Raw genomic sequence first — 22757 nt, 5'->3', positions numbered from 1 at the left:
GTCTTTTTATGCTGCTTGAACACAGACAAACTTTCTTCTAAAAAGGAAAACAATAGGCAGAGCTAGGAATCCCTAATCTCTGCCTAAAAGAGAGTTATCATTTCAGTGCCTTAACTAAATGACATTGGCTTAACGGCTGCTCTCTTTTTGTACTTTTTTAAATCTCTGCCAGCTGCTGTACGGCGTCGCCGGACACCATCATCTCGCAGTGCTCTTCCAGGAAGGCCAGAGAGGCGCTGGACGCCTTCTCAAGGGAACCGTACTCGGAGAGCATGTTGCAGATCCGGTTGAAATCTCTTGTCTTCAGATCAGACTGTGTCAGCACAAGGATGTAAAGATCTGCCTTCTGGTCTTTATATAATGTGTTGGAACCGAAATAGATGGATTTCAGCAGATGGGCTGCCTGGATCACCTGGTCCATGGTCTCAAAAGAGAAGAACCGAAGAGAGGGTTTCTTTTCTTCCTCGGCAGTATCCTTGGAAGGTTTCTCCGATATAGCGGAGACGCTTTCCTTTACTTTGCCGATCAGGTTCAGAAGTTCCTCCGCACCTTCCAGCTTCTCAAGAGCGTTTTCTTTTGCGGACTCCCAGTCACCTCCGGGTGAAGGAGCGAATTTAGAAAATCTGGTATCCAGTTCCTCCGGATCTTCGACTTTCGTGATTATCAGCACGATAGAGTCCGCTGATGCGGGGATCGCCTCGATCATAAGAGGGATGTCGTCCGCCTCAAAGCCAAACTCAAATGCCGCCTGTTGCATCATATCATGGAAAAGTGATTTTGCTTTTTCAGTTCCGTAGGCAAGCTCGCTGAGCTGAAGCTGCCTGGCTGCCAGATCGGCGCGTGTAAGCGTGCAGCGGATCTGGTTGTCATTGATCTTCTCAATCTTCATAGTATCACTTCCTTTTTCACAGTATAGCATAAGGCATAAGTATAGTTCAATAAAATAAAAATAAAAAAAGCTTGCGTCAACATAATGGCAGGTGCTATAATACAGACACAGAAATTAGTATTCCCAATTCACACATTCTTAGAATGGATCTGCATATCAGATTTATTTATCATGGGTTTTCAAAACAAGATCAGGTAACTTATCAACCATTTATTTCCAAAAATGTCAGATAAAATAATTTTTCATCAATTTTAAGATTTCAATCAGATTTTGCCGTTTATGTTATGCTCAGAATTTTCAACAGGGGCAGGTCCAGAGGACAGCAGCGCAGTCAGAAGAGTACGGTTTCTGTGTGAAGGTGTATCCTGATATATCACGCACTTCCAAAAAGGAGATATACCTTCAGATGTTTTAGTTATATTCCATTTTATGCGGCGGGCGGGAAAAGTTTCGTCCGGGCAGAAAAAGGAGGCTGTTATGCCGGAAGACACAAGGGAATTTCAGGAGCTGTTCAGAGAATTGAACGGCTACGAGAAAAAGGGAGTATACATAGAACTTGAGGGGAAACCGGCAAGCCCGACACAGATTGTACAGGCGCATATGCTGCGGGAGGATTCCGGCTATATGCGGGATTATGTCCTGAATGAGAAAGGAGACCTGAAAGCATTGTACTTCCATCACATTGCCAGAGAAAATTAGACAGAAAAAAGACCGGACAGTGCGGACACCCCTCGCAAAAGTCTTGAAAATGTCGAAATATATAATGACGTGTGCTGCAAAGATTGGTATAATAATGTATATGTGTGTGGGAGGTGCAGCATGGATCAGAGACGCAGAAGGCGGAGGCCTGCGCGCGGGCGGAAACAGTCAAGGCGCAGAAGAAAGAGAAATCTTATCCTGAAGACAGGATTTTTCATTATAGTGATCATAGCGGCTATTGCAGCGTTCTTTTTGTGGAGGCGGTATGGCCCTTCAGACCAGCAGGCTGACAGGAATGAATATTATGGAATAGAAAGTGACGGTCAGCTGGCTATTGTCGTGAATAATGAAGTGCTTGAGCCAAGGGGGATGATCTCTGACGGAAGAGCCTATGTGGAGTACGCTATTGTGCGGGACTACATCAACCAGAGGTTTTACTGGGATCCAGGTGAGAACGTGCTGCTCTACACGCTTCCGACAGATACAGTCAGTGTAGGAGTGGGGGCAAGTGAGTATACTCTCGCCAATCAGAAAACCAGCACAGACTATGTCATTTTGAGGACAGAAGGAAGTACAGCGTACATTGCGCTTGATTTTGTGGCACAGTATACAGATATGTCTTACGAAGTCTTCACAGACCCGGACAGAGCGGTCGTGGTGACAGAGAAAGAAGAGACTGTGGCAGAGGTGAAAAGAGACACCCAGGTGCGCTATCAGGGAGGCGTGAAGAGCCCTATCCTGACGGAGGTCTCCAAGGGAGATACAGTGGCAGTCATCGAGGATGAAGGCGACTGGAAGAAGGTGCGCACCCAGGACGGATTCATCGGATACCTGAAGCAGAACAGGCTCCGCGACGAGCAGAAGACGACATACGACAGAGGCTTTGAGGAGCCTGTTTACACAAATATCTCAAAAGACTATGTGATCAATATGGCATGGCACAATGTGACCAACTCCGATGCCAACAGCAGCGTTCTGGAGATGATCGCCAGCACAAAGGGCCTGAATACGATCTCTCCCACCTGGTTCCATGTGGCAGATACATCGGGCAATCTGGAGTCCATCGCCAGCTCAGAGTATGTGAATTACGCACATCAGTCCAACATCGAGGTGTGGGCGGCCATCCGGGATTTTGACGGAGGCATCAGCTCCCAGGAGGAGTCCTATGCGCTGCTTTCCAGCACATCCAGCAGGACAAACCTGATCAACCAGCTCATGGCAGCTGTGTTCCAGACAGGGATCGATGGCATCAATGTGGACTTTGAGATGATCTCGGAGGAGTGCGGCGAGCACTATATCCAGTTTATCCGTGAGCTGTCTGTACAGTGCAGAAAGAACAACATTGTGCTCTCCGTGGACAACTATGTTCCCCAGAACTACAACCAGCAGTATCACCGGGGAGAACAGGGAGCGGTGGCAGACTACGTAGTCATCATGGGCTACGATGAGCATTACGGCGGTTCTCCGGAGGCCGGATCAGTGGCTTCCTACGATTTCGTGAAAGCGGGCATCGAGAACACGCTGGAGGAAGTTCCGGCTGAGAAAGTGATCAACGCGGTTCCCTTCTTCACAAGAGTGTGGGAGGAGACGCCCAAGACAGAGGAGGAGATCGCCGCTGCCCAGGGCACAGATGCCGCGGAATACACCATGAATGTGACCAGCACAGCCTACGGAATGGCAGACGCCAGGGCCGTGGTGGAACAGGCAGGGGCCCAGATCACCTGGGATGAGACGACACAGCAGAATTACGCTACCTGGGAGGCGAACGGCGTCACCTACGAGGTGTGGCTGGAGGACGCCCAGTCACTGGAGCCAAGGCTGAAGCTTATGAAAGACTACGGACTGGCCGGCACAGCCGCATGGCGCCTGGGACAGGAGACATCAGACATCTGGGAGCTGATCCTGCAGTATGTAAATTAAAGACCAAATCAATCTGACAAAGGCATTAATATGCGCCCTCTGGAAGACATATACTAGAGTATCCTGAAAAGGAATTTCCGGTATAGGCTGACAGGGGGTGCTTTTTTGCTGAAAAAGATCATGGAACTTATTTTTGCGCTGGCTGTGCTGGCCGGCCTTCTTTTTGCCGGAGACAAAGTCCGGATGTACGTCAGTGTACAGCAGGAGAATGTAAGGAGAAATCTGGTGGTCCTGGATCCGGGACACGGGGGAAGGGATCCCGGAAAGGTGGGGGCGCAGGGCGAGCAGGAAAAGGACATCAACCTTGCCATCTCCCTGAAAGTAAAGGAGAGGCTGGAGAAGGACGGGATGGAAGTGGTTATGACAAGGGAGGAAGACGTTATGCTGGCAGATGAGGATGCGTCCAACAAGAAGCTGGAGGATCTGAACAACAGGATCAGCATCATCAATGAGCGCCAGCCAGCCGTCGCTGTCAGCATTCACCAGAACAGCTATTCCGACGCGTCAGTGAAGGGAGCCCAGATCTTCTATTTTACCCACTCCGACAAGGGGAAGCAGGCGGCAGAGGCCCTGCAGAAGGAACTTCTGGAATTTGACCAGGAAAATACGAGAAAGATCAAGGCAAATGACACATACTATCTTCTGAAAAAGACAGAAGTCCCCACCGTGATCGTGGAGTGCGGATTCTTAAGCTGCCCGGAGGAGGCGGCTCTTCTGACCGATGAAGCGTACCAGAAGAAGCTGGCAGAAGCCATTGCCAAAGGCATAGAAAGCTGGGTGGTAAATTAGGCGGATTGATGCTATAATAAAGGACATGGAGACAAAAGTAGAAAAGATAGAAAAAACACAAATGAATATGGACATAATAAATGCAGCCGGGCAGATCCTGAAGCAGGGCGGACTGGTTGCATTTCCTACAGAAACCGTGTATGGGCTGGGCGCCAATGCCCTGGATGAGGAGGCGGCCAGAAAGACTTACGCCGCCAAGGGAAGGCCGTCGGACAACCCGCTGATCGTCCACATCGCCTCCTTAGAAGACCTGTATCCCATCACAAAGAAGGTACCAGAGAAGGCAGTGGCCCTGGCGGAGAAATTCTGGCCCGGTCCCCTGACCATGATCTTTGAAAAGAGCGAACTTGTTCCCCACGGGACCACAGGGGGACTGGAAACGGTGGCTGTGCGCATGCCGGACAACGAGGTAGCGCTGGCGCTCATCCGCGCAGGCGGAGGCTATGTGTCCGGTCCAAGTGCCAACAAGTCGGGAAGGCCAAGCCCTACCATGGCCCGGCACGTGCTGGATGACCTGGAGGGGCGGATCGATATGATCCTGGACGGAGGCCCTGTCCATATCGGGGTGGAGTCCACCATTGTAGACATGACGGTGGAGCCGCCCATGATCCTGCGGCCGGGTGCTGTGACAAAAGAGATGCTGGAGGAGACAGTGGGCGAGGTAACTGTGGATCATACTATCCTCACGGCAGACGCCAAGACACCTCCCAAGGCGCCCGGGATGAAGTACCGCCACTATGCGCCCAGGGCGGAGATGACCGTGGTGGAGGGACCCCTTGAGAAGGTGGTGGACAAGATAGGCGAACTTGCCGCAGCCCGCGAGAACGAGGGACATCGCGTCGGGATCATAGCCACACAGGAGACCATGGGCAGATATGATCACGAGAATGTAAAGTGCATCGGCACCAGGGAGGATGAGAGTACAGTGGCTGCAAATCTGTACGCCATCCTGCGTGAGTTCGACGATGACGGGACAGAATATATTTACAGCGAAGCATTTGCGTCTGACGGGATCGGGAGCGCTGTTATGAACAGGCTTTTGAAGGCCGCGGGGCATCATGTGATAAATGTATAAAAGTGCAGGAGGAAAAAAGAATGTCAAATGTGTACGTAATGGATCATCCGCTGATCCAGCATAAGATCGGACTGATCCGGAGAGAGGAGACAGGCTCCAGAGATTTCCGCGCCCTTGTCAGCGAGATCGCTACGCTCATGTGCTATGAGGCTACAAGGGATCTGAAACTGGAAGATGTAAAGATCAAGACTCCCATCTGTGAGACAACAGCAAAACAGCTGGAGGGAAAGAAGCTTGCCATTATCCCGATCCTGCGGGCGGGCATCGGCATGGTGGAAGGTATGCTGGTGCTGATCCCTGCGGCCAAGGTAGGGCATATCGGCCTGTACCGGGATCCTGAGACGCTGGAGCCGGTAGAGTACTACTGCAAGCTGCCGGCAGACTGTGACGAGAGGGAAGTCTTTGTGGTGGATCCCATGGTGGCCACGGGAGGTTCCTCTGCGGCGGCCATCGATCTTCTGAAAGCAAAAGGAGTGAAGAAGATCCGCTTCCTTTGCATTATCGCGGCGCCTGAAGGAGTGGAGAGAATGCAGAGAGAGCATCCGGATGTGGATCTGTATATCGGAGCCCTGGATGACCATCTGAACGATCACGGTTACATCGTGCCCGGTCTTGGAGATGCCGGAGACCGCATTTTCGGAACAAAATAGAAAAGTCAGAATGTCAGGGGAATGGAACAGGAGGCATTTTTATGGCAAACAAAAGAGAAGATTATATAAGCTGGGACGAGTATTTTATGGGAGTGGCGATCCTGTCCGGCCAGCGCTCCAAGGACCCCAACACACAGGTGGGGTGCTGTATCGTGAGCCAGGACAACAAGATCCTCTCCATGGGCTACAACGGCCTTCCAACGGGCTGCTCTGACGAGGAGTTTCCCTGGAACAGAGAGGGGGAAGATCCCCTGGAGACCAAGTATGTATATACGGTCCACAGCGAACTCAATGCGATCCTGAACTACAGGGGCGGAAGCCTGGAGGGAGCCAAACTGTATGTGTCTCTCTTCCCCTGCAATGAATGCGCGAAAGCAATCATCCAGAGCGGGATCAAGGAAGTCATCTATGACTGCAATAAATATAAAGGGACGCCGTCCGTGGCTGCATCCATGCGGATGTTCGACGCGGCGGGGGTAAAGTATCACCCCTACAAGCGGACGGGGAGAAAGATTGAGATCGAACTTTAAAAAGGGTGCTGCAGATCCTGCGGCACCCTTCCTTTTTTGAAAACCATGTCTATGAGTGGATGGCCTTGGCCTGCCGCAGGAGGAAACAATACCGTTTCCAGGCTGCATTTCCCCGGTAGATATAGCAGTCGATCAGGTCGGGATCGCAGGCATTCTGAAAATTATTGTAGGCATCTTCGATCTCCTGGCGGGCCTGGGCGATCTCCTCGGCAATGTCAAAATTTTCCTGGTCAAAGGACAGCCGCCTGTAGATATCTTCCTCGGCTGCCCGTCCACGCTGGAACAGCTTCATATGCAGTCACCTCCACGGATCATTACTCTTTATTTCCAGTATAGCCAGAAATTGAGAATAAAATACCTGACGGCCATAATATACATGTAAAAAAAGAGGCCGGTGGAAGATATGGAAGACGGAAGGGAGTATACAACCCAGGAGAGAGCGGGGTGGGTGGTGAATTTCCTGATACGGGCCCTGGCGGGGCTGGCAGTCATTTTCTTTGTCAATTATTTTCTGGAAACCCGCGGGTTAGACATGGCAGTGGGGATGGGGCCGGTGTCCTTTTTGACATCCGGAGTCCTTGGAATTCCCGGGGTTGCGCTCCTCTACGGGATCGTGCTCTACCAATCTTTGTGAAAATCTAACAAAGAAAATTTATTTTGAAAAAAGCTATGGACATTTGTGCGGTGTAAGGCTATAATACATCGTACAAGTTTTCATAACTTGTATCTGATTAAATCTTGTTGAAAATCTGACACATGTTTCTGTAATTCAAGGCCTTTTCGGCAGAGAATTCAAAAACAAAACAAGCACAACTGAATAGGGAACTGTAAACAAAACAAGTGGATTTTGTGCATGCAAAGCGCATGTAAGGAGGATGTATGTGAGCAGCAGAAATTTGGTCATCTGCGATCCGGATACAGAGTATGCTGCCAGGCTTGCCGCGTTTCTGAACGGGAAAAGGGAACTTGCCTTTCAAGTAAAAACATGTAGCAGTCCCGACCAGATACAGGAGGCAGCAGCACAGATGCCTGTAGATATCCTGCTGATCTCCGAGGAATGCAGGGAAATGTATGATCTTCAGGGAGAGGGGGAAAAGGCGGACAAGACCGTTCTTCTCACATCAGAGAGGGAAGGCAGAAGAGATATGGACGCCATTTTCAAATACCAGTCAGGGGAGCAGATCTGTATGTGTCTGGTGCAGCTTCTGGCAAGGGAGGAGAAAGCGGATCTTCTCCGGATACGCAAGAGAGGAAATGGAAGGATCATAGGGTTTTACTCACCTGTCCGGCGGCTCGGACAGACAAGGATGGCTCTCCAAAAGGGAAGAGAACTGTCCCGCATGGAAAATGTGCTGTACCTGAACATGGAGACCTATGCGGGGGCAGGGCTGTATTTCCCGGAGGAGAGGCAGAGAAATATGTCGGAGCTTCTCTACTACGCCAAGCAGGGATCGAAAAAGCTGGCAGCCGTCCTGGCAGGGCTGGTGAGAAACCAGGGAGGCCTGGACTATGTGCCGCCGGCAGTTATCCCGGATGATATAAGAGATGTGTCCCCCGGGGAGTGGATCTGGCTCTTTGAGGAGATCCTGCGGACAAGTATATACGACACACTTGTGCTGGATATCGGTGACAGTGTACAGGGACTGTACAGAATACTGGAAGCCTGTGATGAGATCCATATGCCTGCGGCAGATGACCCTGCGGCCTCCTCCAAGATCCGGCAGTTCGAGGAAGCTCTCGAGCAGGCCGGCTGCGGGCATGCAGCAGAGAGGGTGGTACGATGTGATATCAGAAGAACAGCTCCAGGAAAAGGTGCTGGCCAGACTGGATCTGTCAAGAGAGATAGGAGACGATGAACTGACAGAACTGATCTTTCAGGTGTTGGACGAGGAGAGTGACGGAGGGTATATTCCGCTTAAGAAAAAGGCGGAACTGGGCCGGGACCTGTACAATGCATTCCGCAGGCTGGATCTGCTCCAGGATCTGATCGAGGACCAGGAGATCACGGAGATCATGATCAACGGAACGCAGAACATTTTCGTGGAGAAAAAGGGGAAGATTTACAGGACAGACAAGCGCTTCCCCTCCCGGAGCAGGCTGGAGGATGTGATCCAGCAGATCGTGGCGGGAGCCAACCGCATGGTCAACGAGTCGGTGCCCATTGCGGATGCCAGGCTGCCGGATGGCTCCAGAGTAAACGTAGTCCTCTACCCGGTGGCGCTCAACGGGCCGGTGGTGACCATACGGAAATTCCCCACAGAGCAGATCACCATGCAGGATCTGATCCGGATGGGGGCTGTCAGTGATGAGGCAGCAGGCTTTCTGAAAATGCTGGTCATAGCCGGATACAATATTTTCATCAGCGGGGGAACTGGCTCGGGAAAGACCACCCTCCTGAATGCCCTGTCGCAGTTTATTCCCGGCGGGGAGCGGGTCATAACGATCGAGGACAACGCCGAGCTGCAGATACAGGGCGTACCCAATCTGGTGAGACTTGAGGCGAGAAATCCCAATATGGAGGGAGTAGGTGAGATCACTATCCGCCAGCTGATCCGGACAGCGCTCAGGATGCGGCCGGACCGGATCATTGTGGGGGAAGTCAGAGGGACAGAGACCATTGACATGATACAGGCCATGTCCACCGGACACAGGGGAAGTCTCAGTACGGGACACTCTGACAGTCCCAGGGATATGTTGAGAAGGCTGGAGACCATGGTGCTCATGGGGATGGATATTCCCCTGGCAGCGATACAGAGACAGATTGCCTCTGCCATTGATATCATCATCCATGTGGGGAGGCTTCGGGACAGGAGCAGAAAGGTGCTGGAGATCGTGGAGGTGCTGGACTATGAAGACGGAGAGATTCAGACGGGCTGTCTCTATGAATTTCAGGAGACAAAGTGCAGAAAGACAGACGGCGTTATCGAGGGAAGGTGGCAGAAAGTCCGGCCTCTTCTGCACACAGAAAAATTACTTTCAGCAGGATATCAGACCCCATGAATACCTGTTTGCTATTCTGAAATATGCAGGATTTCTTGCGCTGGTCTCCTGGCTCTATTATGAATCTGTGTGGGCATTTTTCTTTTGTGCTCCTGGGATCTTCTTGTATCTGAGACACTGGAAGAAAGAGTGCCTGGAAAAGAAAAAGCGGGAGTTTGCCCTCCAGTTTCAGGAGGCGATCCGCTCGCTTGCCGCATCACTGAATGTGGGATATTCATTAGAAAATGCGATAAAAGAAACAAAAAAAGATATTAATATACTATATAGTGAACAGACGGCCATATACCGGGAGTTTGACTATATGATCCGTCAGATCTATCTGCAGATTCCCATGGACCAGATCCTGTACGAGTGGGCCCAGAGAGTGGACCAGGAGGATCTCCATAGCTTTGTCAGCGTCTTTGTGGCGGCAAAAAAGAGCGGCGGCGATTCCCTGAAGGTCATTCGGGATTCCATCTCGCAGATACGGGACAAGATGGAGATGCAGAGAGAAATTGACACGATCCTTGCAGCCAGAAAATATGAGTGTAAAGTGATGTCCGTGATCCCCTTTGGGATTATCGCATACATGAAGCTGAGCTTTCCCGAATTTATGGACGCGCTGTACGGAAATCTGATAGGAGCAGGAGTGATGAGCGCATGTCTGGCAGTATATTTGGGAGCCTGGTATCTCGGGCAAAAAATTGTAAATATAGAAATCTGATGGTTCTCATTTTACTCCTGTCTGTCCTTGGCGCACTGGCATTGCTGGCAGCAGACGCCAGCAGGTCGGCGGCAGAGCAGAAAGAGATCGAGAGGAACAGCTATGGGCAGGGAGACAGAAGCGAGAGCTTTCACATCACAGCGGACGGAGAAAAAGCAGAGGAGACGCTGGATATTACTGTGGGGGAGAGGCAGTACACGGAAGAAGAGATGAGAGAGATCTTTGACAGGGCGGCGGATCAGCTTGAGATACTGATCCTGGGAGACAATGATAGTCTGGACCGGGTTACGGCTGACCTGGCACTGATATCAGAGATCCCAGATCTGCCCGTTGCCGTGGAGTGGGAGCTGGACAGATACGACGTACTCACCATAAACGGGGAGATACAGGAGGAGGCACTGCAGATGGCACTGGCAGAAGAGCCGGAAGGGGTACTGGTGAACCTGAAGGCCTTTATGACCTACACCCAGGATCAGACCAGACAGGCCGCCCACCAGGTGACAGTCAGGATCTGTGCAGCCTCCAGGACAAAGGAGGAGCGGCTTCTCGAGAGGATTGAGAGCAAGATCATAGAATATGGAAATGAAAACAAAATAAAAGAAACGATAGAATTGCCACAGGAAATAGACGGACAGAAGATCAGCTACCACTATCCGATGAACACAAGAGGCCTGGTGGTGCTGGCGATGGGGCTGATCACCGTGCTCCTTTTGTTCTGTCTGGAGAGACAGAATGAGAAAAAGGAGGAGGAAAAAAAGAAGCAGCAGATGATGCTGGATTACCCCCAGATCGTCAGTCAGCTGAATCTTCTCCTGGGGGCAGGCATGAGCAGCAAGAGTGCATGGAAGAAAATTGTGGACGATTACCAGAGGCGGGAGAGACCGAACGGAGCCCGGGCTGCCTACGAGGAGATGGTATCTGCCTGGAACGAGATGTGCGGGGGTGTTTCTGAGAAGGAGTGCTATGAGAACTTCGGCAGCCGGTGCGGCCTGCAGCCCTACATGAAGTTAGGAGCCCTTCTCTCCCAGAATCTGCGAAAAGGGACAAAGGGGCTGGCGGACGCGCTGCGCCTGGAGGGACTTCACGCCTTTGAGGAGCGCAAGGCCCTTGCCAGGCGAAGAGGAGAGGAGGCAGGGACCAAGCTTCTCCTACCCATGTTCCTCATGCTGGCTGTGGTGCTTGTCATTGTCATCGTCCCGGCGTTTCTCTCCATTTCACTTTAGAAGAGAGAAACGGATAAAGAAGTACGGAGAAAAGGAGGAAGATCTATGTGGAGAATGTACTATCTGATACAGCTGATGAAAGACAAGAAGGGGATCGGCGTGGTGGAAGTGATCCTGATCCTGGTTGTCCTCATAGGGCTTGTACTTATATTCAAATCCCAGCTCACCAGCCTGGTACAGACAATCTTTGAGAAGATCACAAGTGAGAGCGCAGGTATATAGAACTGTGGAAAAGGCAGAAGACCCCAGAGGAGAGATGACTGCATTTCTGGCCCTCGTTTTTATCCTCCTGATCGCTTTCGCAGGCTCTCTCATGGAGAGCGCTTCCATACAGGCGGCGAAGAACTGGCGCCGGGCAGATATGAACCGGGCCATAGAGTCTGTCTTTGCAGAATATCAAAAAGAACTGCTGGAAGAGTATGAGCTGTTTGCCCTGGAAGGAAGCTATGAGAGCGGCAGCTACAGTGAGGAGAAGATCTGGGACCGGCTGTCCTGCTACGGGGCGGGCGGCATGGACCACGAGATGGCAAGACTTCAGATCCTATCGGATGACGGAGGCAGTCCCTTCCTGTCCCAGGTCAGCAGCTGGGTAAAGTATAAGTATGGACTGGACAAGCTGGAAGGGCTTTTGGGAAACGCGCAGATCTGGAAAAACCAGGATGAGGAGATAAAGCTCTACCAGGAGAAGGAACAGGAGGAAGGAAGGGAACTCTCCTCTCTTCTGGAAGGGCAGCAGCAGAGCCTTCCCGCCGAGAACAATCCTCTGGATACAGTAGAACAGCTGAAGAAGTCTTCTCTTCTCTCTCTTGTGATGCCCAGGGACAGGCAGGTATCCCAGAAGAGGATCTCTCTTTCCGACCAGCCGTCAGGACGAGCGCTGGAACAGGGATATGGCAGTTTTGATGATGTGGCAGAGCAGGGGGATATATCCAGACTGGCGCTGGGTGTGTATCTGCTGGAGCATTTTTCTTCGGCAGTCCCGGAAGAAGGAGAAGAGAGGGAACCGGGCGGAGGCGGACTGGACTATGAGCTGGAGTATATGATCAGCGGTCAGCCATCGGACATGGAAAATCTGGAAAAGACGGTGCAGAAGCTGCTGCTCATTCGAACCGTGTCCAACTTTGCTTATATCCAGACGGACAGCGTAAAGAGGGCAGAGGCAGCGGCTATGGCGGCGGCCATGTGTGCCCTCCTGGCTGTACCGGCTATCGTGGAGGCAGTTACCCAGGCCCTCCTCTTTGCCTGGTCCTTTGGGGAGAGCGTGACAGACCTGCGGGCTTTGCTGAACGGCAGCCGGGTTCCTCTTGTGAAAGACAGTGAGAGCTGGCAGCTTCAGCTCTCCGGACTTCTGACGCTGGGAAGCGGCGGGGAGTGGAACGAGGGAAAGGATACAGCAAGTGGTATGAATTATGAAGAGTACCTGCAGATCCTGCTTTTTCTCACCAGTGCAGACGAGGCCTCCATGCGCAGCCTGGATCTTATTGAACAGCATATGCGGCTGGAAAAGGGAATGGAATGGTTTCGGATCGATCACTGCATCACAAAGATGGAGATTGACAGCAGATGCAGCCTCCGAAGAGGGATCAGCTACAGCTTTTCCACTTATTTCGGCTACAACTGAGCAACAGGGCGGGAATGCACAGGGGCGCCCTCCTGATATCACATCCAAATACAGAAGAAAGGAGCTTTGGCATGGTACTCCCGTATAATAAACTCAACATACTCCCATATGTAAATATTTTTTATCGGAAGGTTTTCCGCTTTTTCAGGGGGGCGTCCCTGTGCATTTCCGGTTGCGTTATCCGGCCTGTCGGCCATTTCTCCCATGGCTCTGTCAGCGGTACCGATGCGGGCAGACGGGAGAGGGAAGGGCAAAAGGGCAGTATTACAGTGGAGGCTGCCTTTGCCATGCCCCTTTTCTTCTTTGCGGTGCTTGCGCTCTGCTATATGTCAGAAGTCATGGCCATACGCACGAGTATCCGCAGCGGCCTGCAGTATGCGGGCAAGATCGCAGCTGAGAATGCCTATGAGAGGCCGGTCCTCCTTGCAGGCAGTATAGAAGAGGATCTTATAAACGCGGTGGGAGCAGAGCGGCTGGACCGAAGCGTTGTGGAGAGCGGAAGCAGCGGCGTGCACTGCGAAAAATCCTATATGTCCATGAACACAGGCATCATGGAGCTTCGGGCCAGCTACCACGTGTACCTGCCGCTGCCGGTCTTTGGGAATGTCGTGGTGCCTATGGAGGAGAGCTGCCGTGTGAAAGGGTGGACAGGGTATGAACGTGCAGGATTTCTTGCAGAGGATGAGGAGACAGTCTATATCACAGAGACCGGGATGGTGTACCACCGGGATTACCACTGCAATTACCTGGAGCTTTCCGCCCGGATGGTTCCGGCAGAGATCGTTGAGGATCTGCGCAACGAAAGCCAGGGAAAATATTATCCCTGTGAGAGATGCGCCCATAAAGGGACAGGAAGCGGCGTGTACATCACAGATTATGGAGACAGATATCACACCAGTCTGAACTGCAGCGGGCTGAAGAGGACCATCTACGCAGTTCCTCTGTCGGAGGCCGTGGGGAAGGGGGCATGTTCCAAATGTGGATAGATGCAGAAAAAGTCAGGGAAGTCCTGTCAGTGGAAAATCTGATCTGCCTTGCTTTCCTGCTGGGGATCTCAGTCTATGACGTGTACTCCCGCAGGATCTCCAGACTGGCCCTTGCCCTGGCCAATATACTGGCAGTCAGCTATGCTTTGGCGGTGGATGAGAGGAATCTGGCAGCGACGGCAGCGGGAGCGGCAGCCGGACTGGCTCTGCTGGGCATTTCCAGGATCACAGGGGAGGCTGTCGGCTACGGAGATGGCTGGCTGGTCATGGCCCTTGGGATCTATCTGGGGATCTGGAGTCTTTTGGAGGTCATGGCGGCGGCCTGGGTGCTGCTCGCCTTTGCGGCAGGCTTATGTCTGATCAGAAAAAAATGGTCCCGCAAGACAGCCCTGCCGATGACACCCTTTATCACCGCGGGCTTTCTGAACCTGCTGGCAGGAGAATATTTCTGGTCGTAGGAGAGACGCCGGGAGGGTATATAAAAAGGAGATATGAAAAGCAAATATAAAAGTAAAGAAAAAAGAAAAAGGTTACAGGGATGTAAGGGGAGCCTTACTGTGGAGGCGGCCTGCCTGATGCCTCTTGTGGGACTGCTTCTTGTGAGCACTGTTTTGTTATTATTTTATTTCCATGACAAGAATATAATTGCATCATGTGCGTATGAGACAGCTGTCATAGGGAGCACAAAGGCGCGGGAAAAGGAGGGGGTGGATGCCTCTCTTCTGAATCAGGCATTCCAGCAGAGGATACAGGGGAAATGTATCTTCTTTCCGGGGGCCCGCGCGGATATACAGGTGGAGGATGAAACAATCACGGTCAGTGCGTATGCGTCCAGAAGGTATTTCAGTCTGCGGGTCGTCCAGAGGGCGGCCGTGACAGAGCCGGAGGATCATATAAGAAGAATACGGAGAATCACAGGATGAAGAAAAAGAGGAAGAGAAAAAATGGACGAAAAAGAATATGGAATAGAGCGTGTCAGCATACGAAGAGGTCTGGATACTACTTTTCTCGTGGCAGAATGCCAGGGAGATTATATAGAAGACTACCAGATGCGTATGCTGGAGGAAAACAATATCGGAGGACTTTTATGCCTGCGGGGACATGGCGAAGAGGGCGCCAGTATATACGAGTATGACATCAGCGGAAAAACCTCACTGAAGACAAAATACAAAGAAAATAAAATAGATACGAAAGAAATGTTAAAGTTTATTGAAAGCCTCTTGGATGTGATAAGAGAGATAAACGCACACCTGTTATGCGCGGATCATCTCCTGATGGACCCGGAGTATATATTCTGGGAGGATGGGACATACTTTTTTTGCTATTATCCCGGAGGACAGTGGAATGTGTGGGAGGCTTTTCACAGGCTGACAGAATCTTTTGTCCAATGGACAGATTTCAGAGACGACGCCAGTGTGCGGACGTCCTTCCTCCTTCACAAGGAGACCATGAAGGAAAATTACAGCCTGCATAAAATTGTAAGACAGATAAAGGAGATACAGGAGGAGGCAAAGCGGAAATGGGAAAGAGGGACGATCCTGGATGGCAGAGAGGACCAGAGCGATGAGAGAACAGCAGACAGGGCCAGGGCGGGATACGACACGGCGGAACACGACTGGATCACAAAGCAGGAGGCGGGAAGCAGCATCATGCGGGAGACGGAGAATATGTGGAGACCGGTGCGGGAATTTCTGCGCCGACACAAAAAGCCTGCCTGGAGGGAGTGGGATGGGATTTTTATAGATGAGGAGGAGCTGTGAATTTCAAAATGCTGATTTTTTATGAAAAAACATCCAGGTAATGGGAATATATGGTATAATAATGCAGAAAAAATGAAAGGAAGTCTTGCATGTATCAAAGGAAAGCACTCTGTACCATCGCCCTGATCGTCATCAACGCGGCAGTATTTATTTTTCTGAGTTTCGGGGGGATGACAGAGGATGCATACTATATGCTCCAGAATGGAGCCATGTATCTTCCCCTTTTTCAGGAGGGAGAATACTATCGGCTGTTTACCTCCATTTTTCTGCATTTTGGCTTTTCCCATCTTGTCAACAATATGCTGATGCTGGGCGTAATGGGATGGCAGCTGGAATTGACCGTTGGAAAGATTAAATTTCTGCTTATATATTTTGCTGCGGGACTGGGCGGCAATGTGCTGTCCGCTCTGGTGGAGATGAGGACTGGAGACTACGCTGTGAGCGCCGGAGCCTCGGGAGCTATATTCGGGATCATAGGAGCCCTTCTGTATATTGCGGTGCGCAATCACGGACAGATCGGGAATGTGTCGGGGCAGGGCATTATCGTTATGATCGGCCTCACCCTGTACTACGGATTTACAAGCTCAGGAGTGGATAACTTTGCCCACATCGGAGGGCTGCTCACAGGATTTGTACTGGCTGTACTTTTATACAGGAAGAAGGATGCGGAATCGGGTGCCGGTATCTACCGCTGATGTCACAGCGATCTCGCCGCCGTGCGCGCGGACGGTCCGGTCGGCGATGGCAAGTCCAAGCCCCGTGCCTCCCTTTTTATAAGTGACAAAGGGCTCAAAGATATGGGGAAGATGCTCTTCCGGGATGCCGCAGCCGGTGTCTTCTATGGTGACGATGATCTCTGTGGATGTGCAGGATGCGTCCAGCCTGATAGCGCCGGTCCCTTTGATGGATTCCCGGGCGTTGCGAAGGAGATTCAGAAATACTTCCCGCAGCTTGATGCGGTCCCACTTAATGACCGGGAGATCCGGGGACAGGCGGGATGTAAATTCGACAGGACTGTCGGCGCAGGAGGCCGCAAAAGACAGAACGATCTGCTCCATAAAGGAGCGGAAAGAAAACTCGGATAAGGAGAGTGTGCGGCTGTGATTCAGAGACGACAGATCTGCAAGGAGCTGCTGCATATATTCTACATCTTCCCGCAGGGATATCCAGTACCGGTCTGAGGCAATCTCCGGGTGACGGGATTCCAGGAGCTGAACTGTGCTGTACACAAGGGTCAGAGGATTTCGGATTTCGTGGCTGATGGAGGCCACAGACTCCTCGTGGGAAGCTAGGAGCTTCTCCAGGAGAACGCGGTTTTCCGGTGATTCTGCCATCAGCTGCTGCAATTTGTCGTAATCTGTATTGGTGAACATGGTTTCTTACCGCCTTTCTGGACTTCAAGTTTAGCATCGGCGGTTAAAATATTCAATCATAATTTTAGGAAAGAAAGAGGGAAAAGAAGATGAGAGATGACAACTGTATTTTCTGCAAAATAGCAAATGGAGAGATCCCGTCAGCGACGATCTACGAGGATGAGGATTTCCGCGCGATCCTGGATCTGGGACCGGCCTCCAAGGGACATGCGCTGCTTCTTCCGAAAGAGCACTATGCGGATCTTTTTGCGCTGCCGGATGAGACAGCAGAAAAAGTGCTTCCTGTAGCCAGGAAAATCGTCTCCCGCATGAAGGATGTGCTGGGCTGTGACGGCTACAATCTGGTGCAGAACAACGGAGAGTGCGCGGGACAGACAGTCTTCCACTTCCATATGCACATGATCCCGCGCTATAAAGATGACAAAGTGGGGCTTGGCTGGGAGATGGGAGAGCTCAGCGATGCTGACAGAGACGAGATACTGGCGAAGCTGAAAGAAGACTGGCAGTAATCGGAAAAAGAAAAAAATGGAAGATGAAGGAAACTGATGTGGGAATTGAGTTCATAGGCAGACAAGGATTTGATGCCATTTATGAGAAATATAAGGATCTCATTTTCCAGACTGCCTTTCTGTACATAAACGAGTGGTATGCCGCAGAAGACATCATGCAGGAAACTTTTCTGCGGTATTACATCTACATGGAACACACAAGAGTGGAGAACACGAAAAACTGGCTTCTCACCACAGCCAAGAATATTACTTTGAATTACATCAGAGATAACAGTCGTGCTATCTGTCTGGATCTGGAAGAAGATGAGGAAGGCGCATATGGTTTGGGTGAAAGCGGTGAAGAAATTTTCTTTGACAAACTCTGGAGACGGGAAGTGCTCCGGTCTGCTGACACGATCCTTGATGCGCTCTATCGCAGAAACAGAAGATGGTATGACGCAGTTACACTTGTGTATTGTATGGAAAAGCCACAGAAACAAGTTGCGGAGTGTATGGGAATGAGTCTGGAAAGTCTGCAGAGTATGCTGTACAGGGCCAGAAACTGGATAAAGAAACATTACAGTGAAGAGTATGACCACATCCATGAAGCATAAAAACAGGTGTCATTCTGACACCTGTTTTTTAAAGGATATACGTCTACTCATTGACAGCAGACTCGATTAACTCAATAATGGTATCAATCGAATTCTGCTGATGGGAGCTGGACATTGCGTCTGCGTACTGCTTCCTGTTATCGTAGAGAGTGTGGACGCAGGAGAGGAATTTTTCACTTGTGATTTCCTCTTCCTCCAGAACCATACTGAATCCCTGACGCTCAAAGGAGCGGGCGTTCAGGATCTGATCGCCCCGGCTTGCATTTGCAGAGAGAGGGATCAGAAGATTTGGCTTGTGCAGTGCCAGCAGTTCACAGATGGCATTGGCCCCCGCCCGGGAGATGACAATGTCTGTCAGGGCGAACAGGTCTTTCAGCTCGTCTTTAATATATTCATACTGTACATAGCCGTTCAGATTATTTAAAGTGGGGTCAAGCTTGCCCCGGCCGCACAGGTGGATGACCTGAAAATCTTTCAGAAGTTCCGGAAGATTGCTGCGCACGGCATTGTTTACAGCAACAGCGCCGAGACTTCCGCCGATCACGAGGATCACGGGCTTTTCGGAAGTAAAACCAGTAAAGTTCCGCGCTTTTTCGGCATCCCCCTCAAGAAGTTCCTGACGGATAGGGGATCCTGTCAGAACTGCCTTGTCGGCGGGAAGAAGTTCCACTGTCTCCGGGAAATTGCAGCACACCTTCACTGCGGAAGGAATGGAAAGTTTGTTGGCAAGTCCGGGTGTCATATCAGACTCATGGATGATGACAGGCACTTTACACTTTTTTCCTGCCATAACCACTGGAACAGACACAAATCCTCCTTTGGAGAAGATCACATCCGGTTTGAGAAGCTTGATCAGCTTTTGCGCTTCGCCAAAGCCTTTCAGCACCCGGAAGGGATCTGTAAAGTTCTGGACACTGAAATAGCGGCGCAGTTTTCCGGAGGATATCCCGTGATAGGGGATCCCGAACTGCTCGATCAGCTCCTTCTCGATTCCGTTATAGGAGCCGATGTAGTGAATATCATATTGTAACTCCTTGAGCCGGGGAAGCAGTGCGATATTCGGGGTGACGTGGCCCGCGGTACCGCCGCCAGTTAAAATAATACGTTTCATGATATTTGTTTCCTCCGATTTTAGTTTCTATCATAATTGTAAACGTAAGTACGTCGGGGGTCAAGAAAAAGAATAGGTCACAGGTTGAAACAGACAGTCAGAGAGGTAATTGATGAGAGAACATTTTAATGATGAACAGTCCTGCCAGGAGAAAAGAGAGGAAGAGCAGTTTGCGGCTTTCATGAAAGAGCAGATGCAAAAAGAAGCAGAACAGATTGAAGAAGAACTGAAAAAGAATCCTGAGATTGCCAGATTGTCTCCTGGTGACGGCGCAAAGGAGAGACTGTACGAGAGGATAGAGGAGTACGAGCGGCAGCAGGCAGTGCGCAGACTGTCGCCGGAAGATCAGGAAGCCCTGCGCCTTGGACGGCAGATCCAGCAGGAGAAGGCCAGAGAGGAGGAGAACAAGGCTGCGTCCAGGCCCGGCTCCGGCAGTAAGCGCTTTTTCAAACGCCTGGCCGGTGTCGCGGCAGTGTTTGTCATTGTGGCAGCTGTAGGGATTACAGGCGTCGGTGGACCGGATAGGGTGAGAGAAGTTGTTCAGAGAATATTTGGGGGACGAGAGACTATAAGAGTAAATTCTGATGATAAAGAAGTTTTATACGATGGAGAAGATGAGGAAGAAGCTGCATATCAAGAAATAGAGGATAAATTGGGAATATATCCGGTAAAGCTTATAAAACGACTTCCCTATATGAATTTTACGGATATGCAGATAGATCCTGAGCTCAGAGTAGCTAATATGTTTTATAACAATAATGGAGAAATTATTTCATATATTATAAATTGTTCTCAGGAAGATGCGGCTTGGGGAGTAGACATCGAAGATATATTAATACAGGAATATAACTACTATCTAAATGGTGTGCCGGTTTTGATTCAAGAGTATGTTGTAGAGGAAACTGGTGATAAAAAGTACTCCGCTCAGTTTGAACACAAGGAAGTCCATTATCAGCTTACAGGGATTATGACAGGAGAACAGATGGAAGAAATTTTAAATAATTTACATTTTTTATAAAAAAAGCGTCAGTTTTTGGAAAGTTATGTGTCTTAATATATGGAAAGAAAAGCAGAATAAGGAAAAAAGGAGGGATGACCTTGAAGAAAAAAATAATATCTGTATGCTTCGCAGCTATGTTAGTAATGGGCCTTACAATAACGGCAGAATTCCCAACAAATGCAAATGAAAGCAGGCCTATGTTAGACGGCTCATATCTGACATGCGAAGATGAATCTACAGGTATTGCGGGCGCTTTGACACGAGGTGCAGACCTGCAGACAGGGTATTCTAAACTCAGAGAGCTGGGACCTGGAAAGATTTATGCCGGGGGAACGACCATTGCTCAGCATGATGTAGAGTCTGTTAAAGTGTCTGTCATTGTAGAACGGGCAAAAGATGCGGACGATTACTGGCACTATGTCGATTCCTGGCAGAAGGAGAACAAAAATACCTACACTGTCAGCACAAGCAAGATGCTGGAGGTGGAACCGGACTGGTACTACAGAGTTCGTTGTACCCACTCAGCTGGCAATGACATGAGTAGTTCTGCAACAGATGGCCTCTATATTGATTAGCCCGAAGAAGACTAAAAACAAAAAATAATTAAAAAACCAAACCAAGAGAACTTTTTAAACACGATTTTTTAATCGTAAACCCGAATGGGAACCAATCCATCCTGCCGAGCTGCTGTATCTGCTGCTTCGTGGTGCACCCGGAAACAATAAACAAACAAAATTTTTATTTTTTCCTTACATTGAGAAGCCGTCATACAGGCCCGAAAGGGCTAAAGTCGTCGTGAAGCAGCAGATACAGCAGCTTGGCGGGACATAAGAGAACGCACAAGAAAACCAAAAAACTAAACGAAAGAGAGGGCGCTGCCACAGATAAGAGTGCGGCGACCCTCTCTTTCCAATTTAGCTTTAAGCGTTTTGCATTAGTTATCCTGTGCTTTTGCCATGCGAAGCGCTTTTGCCAGCTGGTCGGGACAGGATGTGGGTTTGAAGCCGCACTGGATACCTTCGATGCGCGCGATGGCCTCATCTACGTTCATGCCCTCCACAAGACGGGCAACGCCCTGTGTGTTTCCGGAGCATCCGCCTACGAATTGTACGGATTTAATTGTATCGCCGTCCAGTTCCACGTTGATCATCTGTGAACAGACGCCCTGCGGTCTAAACTGTATCATATGAAAAACCTCCTTGTCTTTCGTTCTCCCTGCACAAGCTGCTGTGCAGAGAAGGTAATGTGTTCATGGAAGGAATTATATCAAAAAGACAGGCCTAAATCAATGTCCACATCAGCAGCCGTGTTATGAGCATCCGGCGGCGCCTGTCGGGCGATATCAGAGACCATATTTTTGATATAGCTGCTCGCGATAAGAGGGATCAGAAGCAGCCTTTATGATCTGATCTTCCTTTTTCTCGCTGCTTAGAAGAAGGATCAGACGGCTGTAGCGCTCGGATGCATGCTTCTCTCCGATGAGTTCACCCTGCTGCCGCCCGATGCGGGTCCACTCTTCGCGGCCCTTCTCCACTGCGTCATCCCATATCATCTGTCCAAGTTTTGTCATGGCAATCGCCTCCTTTATTGTTTCCAGGTCATCGTCTTTCAAAAATTTTACTGCGAAAGCGTAGAGTATTGCTTCCATTTTTTTGATCTCATCCAGGTCAAAAGCGCCCTCGGCTGATCGCAGGAACTGGATCCCATGTAAGATCCGGTCCTTCTGCTCAGTACTGCCTCCCATCAAGGGGGAGAGGAGCATAGGGATCACGTCTTCCCGCTTCACAGAAGAGCCGCTTCCTTTGGAAAGCCGGGAAAAGAGCGGGCCTGCATCGTGATCCTTCAGACGGATCAGGCGGACCTTGTATGTGTTGATCCCCTCGGTGATGCTGTCCCGGATCGACTTGGCTTTGGCCGAGCAGATGACGTAGGTGACTACCGGGCCATTGATCCGCCTGGAGGTGGAAGCCTCGTATTCGCGGAAGCGCCGCAGATCATGGACAGAGACAGAGTCGCTTTCAAATTCAAAGTGATACCAGAGACCATTTTCCATCTCATATAGGAAATCCTGGTACATGTGGCGCGTCTCCAGCTCTACCAGTTCTGTGGGAGCAGAGCGGACAGCCCTCTCCGGGATGCCCAGCCAGTGGATCAGCTCATCGCCGAAATAGTCGGCGGCGGACTTGAAAGCCAGATCCTCAAGATGAGAGAGATCTGTGTTCAATGTGTGTGTTTCCTGCAATATGTCCCTCCGTTTCCGGCGGCACAGGAACTGTTTTCGTATCTTTAGTATCTTTATTTTAACATAACAGATAGCAGATTGCCT

General features: G+C 50.4%; 28 protein-coding genes. 22 read left to right on the top strand and 6 right to left on the bottom strand.

Features of this window, described 5'->3' with window-relative positions:
* Positions 1–157: 157 nt before the first annotated feature.
* Positions 158–889, bottom strand: coding sequence for an adaptor protein MecA (locus INF30_RS12850; RefSeq protein WP_076779975.1), 732 nt, complete (start codon positions 887–889; stop codon positions 158–160).
* A 477-nt stretch (positions 890–1366) separates the two neighbouring features.
* On the opposite strand from INF30_RS12850, the gene INF30_RS12845 reads away from it, so the two are divergent.
* From INF30_RS12845 to INF30_RS12820, 6 genes are all read left to right on the top strand, one after another.
* Positions 1367–1588 carry a hypothetical protein gene (locus tag INF30_RS12845; RefSeq protein WP_076779977.1) on the top strand — a complete coding sequence of 74 codons (222 nt, stop codon included), beginning with the start codon at positions 1367–1369 and terminating at the stop codon, positions 1586–1588.
* 120 nt (positions 1589–1708) lie between these two features.
* Positions 1709–3508, top strand: coding sequence for a glycosyl hydrolase family 18 protein (locus tag INF30_RS12840; protein WP_226395502.1), 1800 nt, complete (start codon positions 1709–1711; stop codon positions 3506–3508).
* Positions 3509–3613: 105 nt separating this feature from the next.
* Positions 3614–4297 carry an N-acetylmuramoyl-L-alanine amidase gene (locus INF30_RS12835; RefSeq protein WP_226395501.1) on the top strand — a complete coding sequence of 228 codons (684 nt, stop codon included), beginning with the start codon at positions 3614–3616 and terminating at the stop codon, positions 4295–4297.
* 61 nt (positions 4298–4358) lie between these two features.
* Positions 4359–5372, top strand: a complete 1014-nt coding sequence (locus tag INF30_RS12830) for an L-threonylcarbamoyladenylate synthase (protein WP_242943702.1) — start codon at positions 4359–4361, stop codon at positions 5370–5372.
* A gap of 20 nt (positions 5373–5392) precedes the next feature.
* Positions 5393–6022 carry a uracil phosphoribosyltransferase gene (gene upp / locus INF30_RS12825; protein ID WP_226395500.1) on the top strand — a complete coding sequence of 210 codons (630 nt, stop codon included), beginning with the start codon at positions 5393–5395 and terminating at the stop codon, positions 6020–6022.
* A 41-nt stretch (positions 6023–6063) separates the two neighbouring features.
* The gene (locus INF30_RS12820) at positions 6064–6552 is read left to right on the top strand and encodes a deoxycytidylate deaminase (RefSeq protein WP_076779984.1); all 489 of its coding nucleotides are present in this window, start codon (positions 6064–6066) and stop codon (positions 6550–6552) included.
* Between the two features lie 49 nt (positions 6553–6601).
* Here the strand turns inward: INF30_RS12820 and INF30_RS12815 are convergent, their stop codons facing one another.
* On the bottom strand, positions 6602–6844 hold the full coding sequence (locus INF30_RS12815; protein ID WP_076779986.1) for a YaaL family protein: 243 nt from the start codon (positions 6842–6844) through the stop codon (positions 6602–6604).
* A 111-nt stretch (positions 6845–6955) separates the two neighbouring features.
* Between INF30_RS12815 and INF30_RS12810 the strand changes: the two genes are divergently transcribed.
* The 12 genes from INF30_RS12810 (at position 6956) to INF30_RS12755 (ending at position 16540) form a co-directional block, all read left to right on the top strand.
* Positions 6956–7186 carry a pro-sigmaK processing inhibitor BofA family protein gene (locus INF30_RS12810; RefSeq protein ID WP_076779988.1) on the top strand — a complete coding sequence of 77 codons (231 nt, stop codon included), beginning with the start codon at positions 6956–6958 and terminating at the stop codon, positions 7184–7186.
* A 247-nt stretch (positions 7187–7433) separates the two neighbouring features.
* Positions 7434–8408: a P-loop NTPase family protein gene (locus tag INF30_RS12805; RefSeq protein WP_226395499.1), complete on the top strand. Its 975-nt coding sequence runs from the start codon at positions 7434–7436 to the stop codon at positions 8406–8408.
* Complete coding sequence (locus tag INF30_RS12800; RefSeq protein WP_226395505.1) at positions 8335–9552, top strand: CpaF family protein; 1218 nt, start codon at positions 8335–8337, stop codon at positions 9550–9552. Before INF30_RS12805 ends, INF30_RS12800 begins: the two co-directional genes overlap by 74 nt.
* 103 nt (positions 9553–9655) lie before the next feature.
* A complete protein-coding gene (locus tag INF30_RS12795; protein ID WP_226395498.1) occupies positions 9656–10255 on the top strand; it encodes a type II secretion system F family protein in 600 nt (199 codons plus the stop codon).
* Positions 10192–11478, top strand: coding sequence for a hypothetical protein (locus INF30_RS12790; RefSeq protein ID WP_226395497.1), 1287 nt, complete (start codon positions 10192–10194; stop codon positions 11476–11478). Before INF30_RS12795 ends, INF30_RS12790 begins: the two co-directional genes overlap by 64 nt.
* A gap of 45 nt (positions 11479–11523) precedes the next feature.
* Complete coding sequence (locus tag INF30_RS12785) at positions 11524–11700, top strand: Flp1 family type IVb pilin (protein ID WP_076779995.1); 177 nt, start codon at positions 11524–11526, stop codon at positions 11698–11700.
* Between the two features lie 4 nt (positions 11701–11704).
* Entirely contained in the window at positions 11705–13099 is a 1395-nt protein-coding gene (locus INF30_RS12780) for a DUF5702 domain-containing protein (RefSeq protein WP_226395496.1), read from the top strand.
* 71 nt (positions 13100–13170) lie between these two features.
* The gene (locus tag INF30_RS12775) at positions 13171–14085 is read left to right on the top strand and encodes a TadE/TadG family type IV pilus assembly protein (protein ID WP_226395495.1); all 915 of its coding nucleotides are present in this window, start codon (positions 13171–13173) and stop codon (positions 14083–14085) included.
* Positions 14076–14543, top strand: a complete 468-nt coding sequence (locus INF30_RS12770; RefSeq protein WP_226395494.1) for a prepilin peptidase — start codon at positions 14076–14078, stop codon at positions 14541–14543. Before INF30_RS12775 ends, INF30_RS12770 begins: the two co-directional genes overlap by 10 nt.
* 33 nt (positions 14544–14576) lie before the next feature.
* Complete coding sequence (locus INF30_RS12765; protein WP_226395493.1) at positions 14577–15008, top strand: TadE/TadG family type IV pilus assembly protein; 432 nt, start codon at positions 14577–14579, stop codon at positions 15006–15008.
* A gap of 21 nt (positions 15009–15029) precedes the next feature.
* Complete coding sequence (locus tag INF30_RS12760) at positions 15030–15845, top strand: DUF6382 domain-containing protein (RefSeq protein ID WP_226395492.1); 816 nt, start codon at positions 15030–15032, stop codon at positions 15843–15845.
* Positions 15846–15934: 89 nt separating this feature from the next.
* Positions 15935–16540 (top strand): rhomboid family intramembrane serine protease, encoded by a 606-nt coding sequence (locus tag INF30_RS12755; protein ID WP_226395491.1) that lies wholly within the window; start codon positions 15935–15937, stop codon positions 16538–16540.
* On the opposite strand, the gene INF30_RS12750 is transcribed toward INF30_RS12755, so the two are convergent.
* Positions 16493–17218 carry a sensor histidine kinase gene (locus INF30_RS12750; RefSeq protein ID WP_226395490.1) on the bottom strand — a complete coding sequence of 242 codons (726 nt, stop codon included), beginning with the start codon at positions 17216–17218 and terminating at the stop codon, positions 16493–16495. The two genes, INF30_RS12755 and INF30_RS12750, sit on opposite strands and share 48 nt — an antisense overlap.
* Positions 17219–17307: 89 nt before the next feature.
* Between INF30_RS12750 and INF30_RS12745 the strand changes: the two genes are divergently transcribed.
* Together INF30_RS12745 and INF30_RS12740 are read left to right on the top strand one after the other, a co-directional pair.
* A complete protein-coding gene (locus tag INF30_RS12745; protein WP_226395489.1) occupies positions 17308–17727 on the top strand; it encodes an HIT family protein in 420 nt (139 codons plus the stop codon).
* A 23-nt stretch (positions 17728–17750) separates the two neighbouring features.
* Complete coding sequence (locus INF30_RS12740; RefSeq protein WP_226395488.1) at positions 17751–18320, top strand: RNA polymerase sigma factor; 570 nt, start codon at positions 17751–17753, stop codon at positions 18318–18320.
* 43 nt (positions 18321–18363) lie between these two features.
* Here INF30_RS12740 and INF30_RS12735 read toward each other — a convergent pair whose 3' ends face one another.
* Positions 18364–19431, bottom strand: a complete 1068-nt coding sequence (locus INF30_RS12735; protein ID WP_076780008.1) for an undecaprenyldiphospho-muramoylpentapeptide beta-N-acetylglucosaminyltransferase — start codon at positions 19429–19431, stop codon at positions 18364–18366.
* A 112-nt stretch (positions 19432–19543) separates the two neighbouring features.
* Here INF30_RS12735 and INF30_RS12730 point away from each other — a divergent pair, with 112 nt between their 5' ends.
* Both INF30_RS12730 and INF30_RS12725 read left to right on the top strand, forming a co-directional pair.
* A complete protein-coding gene (locus tag INF30_RS12730; protein ID WP_226395487.1) occupies positions 19544–20449 on the top strand; it encodes a DUF4367 domain-containing protein in 906 nt (301 codons plus the stop codon).
* Positions 20450–20523: 74 nt separating this feature from the next.
* Complete coding sequence (locus tag INF30_RS12725; protein ID WP_226395486.1) at positions 20524–21006, top strand: DUF6147 family protein; 483 nt, start codon at positions 20524–20526, stop codon at positions 21004–21006.
* 359 nt (positions 21007–21365) lie between these two features.
* Here INF30_RS12725 and INF30_RS12720 read toward each other — a convergent pair whose 3' ends face one another.
* Entirely contained in the window at positions 21366–21614 is a 249-nt protein-coding gene (locus tag INF30_RS12720) for a TIGR03905 family TSCPD domain-containing protein (RefSeq protein WP_226395504.1), read from the bottom strand.
* Positions 21615–21773: 159 nt separating this feature from the next.
* Positions 21774–22673 (bottom strand): hypothetical protein, encoded by a 900-nt coding sequence (locus INF30_RS12715; RefSeq protein ID WP_226395485.1) that lies wholly within the window; start codon positions 22671–22673, stop codon positions 21774–21776.
* Positions 22674–22757 lie beyond the last annotated feature (84 nt).

Origin of the sequence: Claveliimonas monacensis (genome assembly GCF_014982975.1) — a bacterium.
GTDB classification, from domain to species: Bacteria; Bacillota; Clostridia; order Lachnospirales; family Lachnospiraceae; genus Claveliimonas; species Claveliimonas monacensis.
This window is presented reverse-complemented; position numbering and strand designations above follow the sequence as displayed.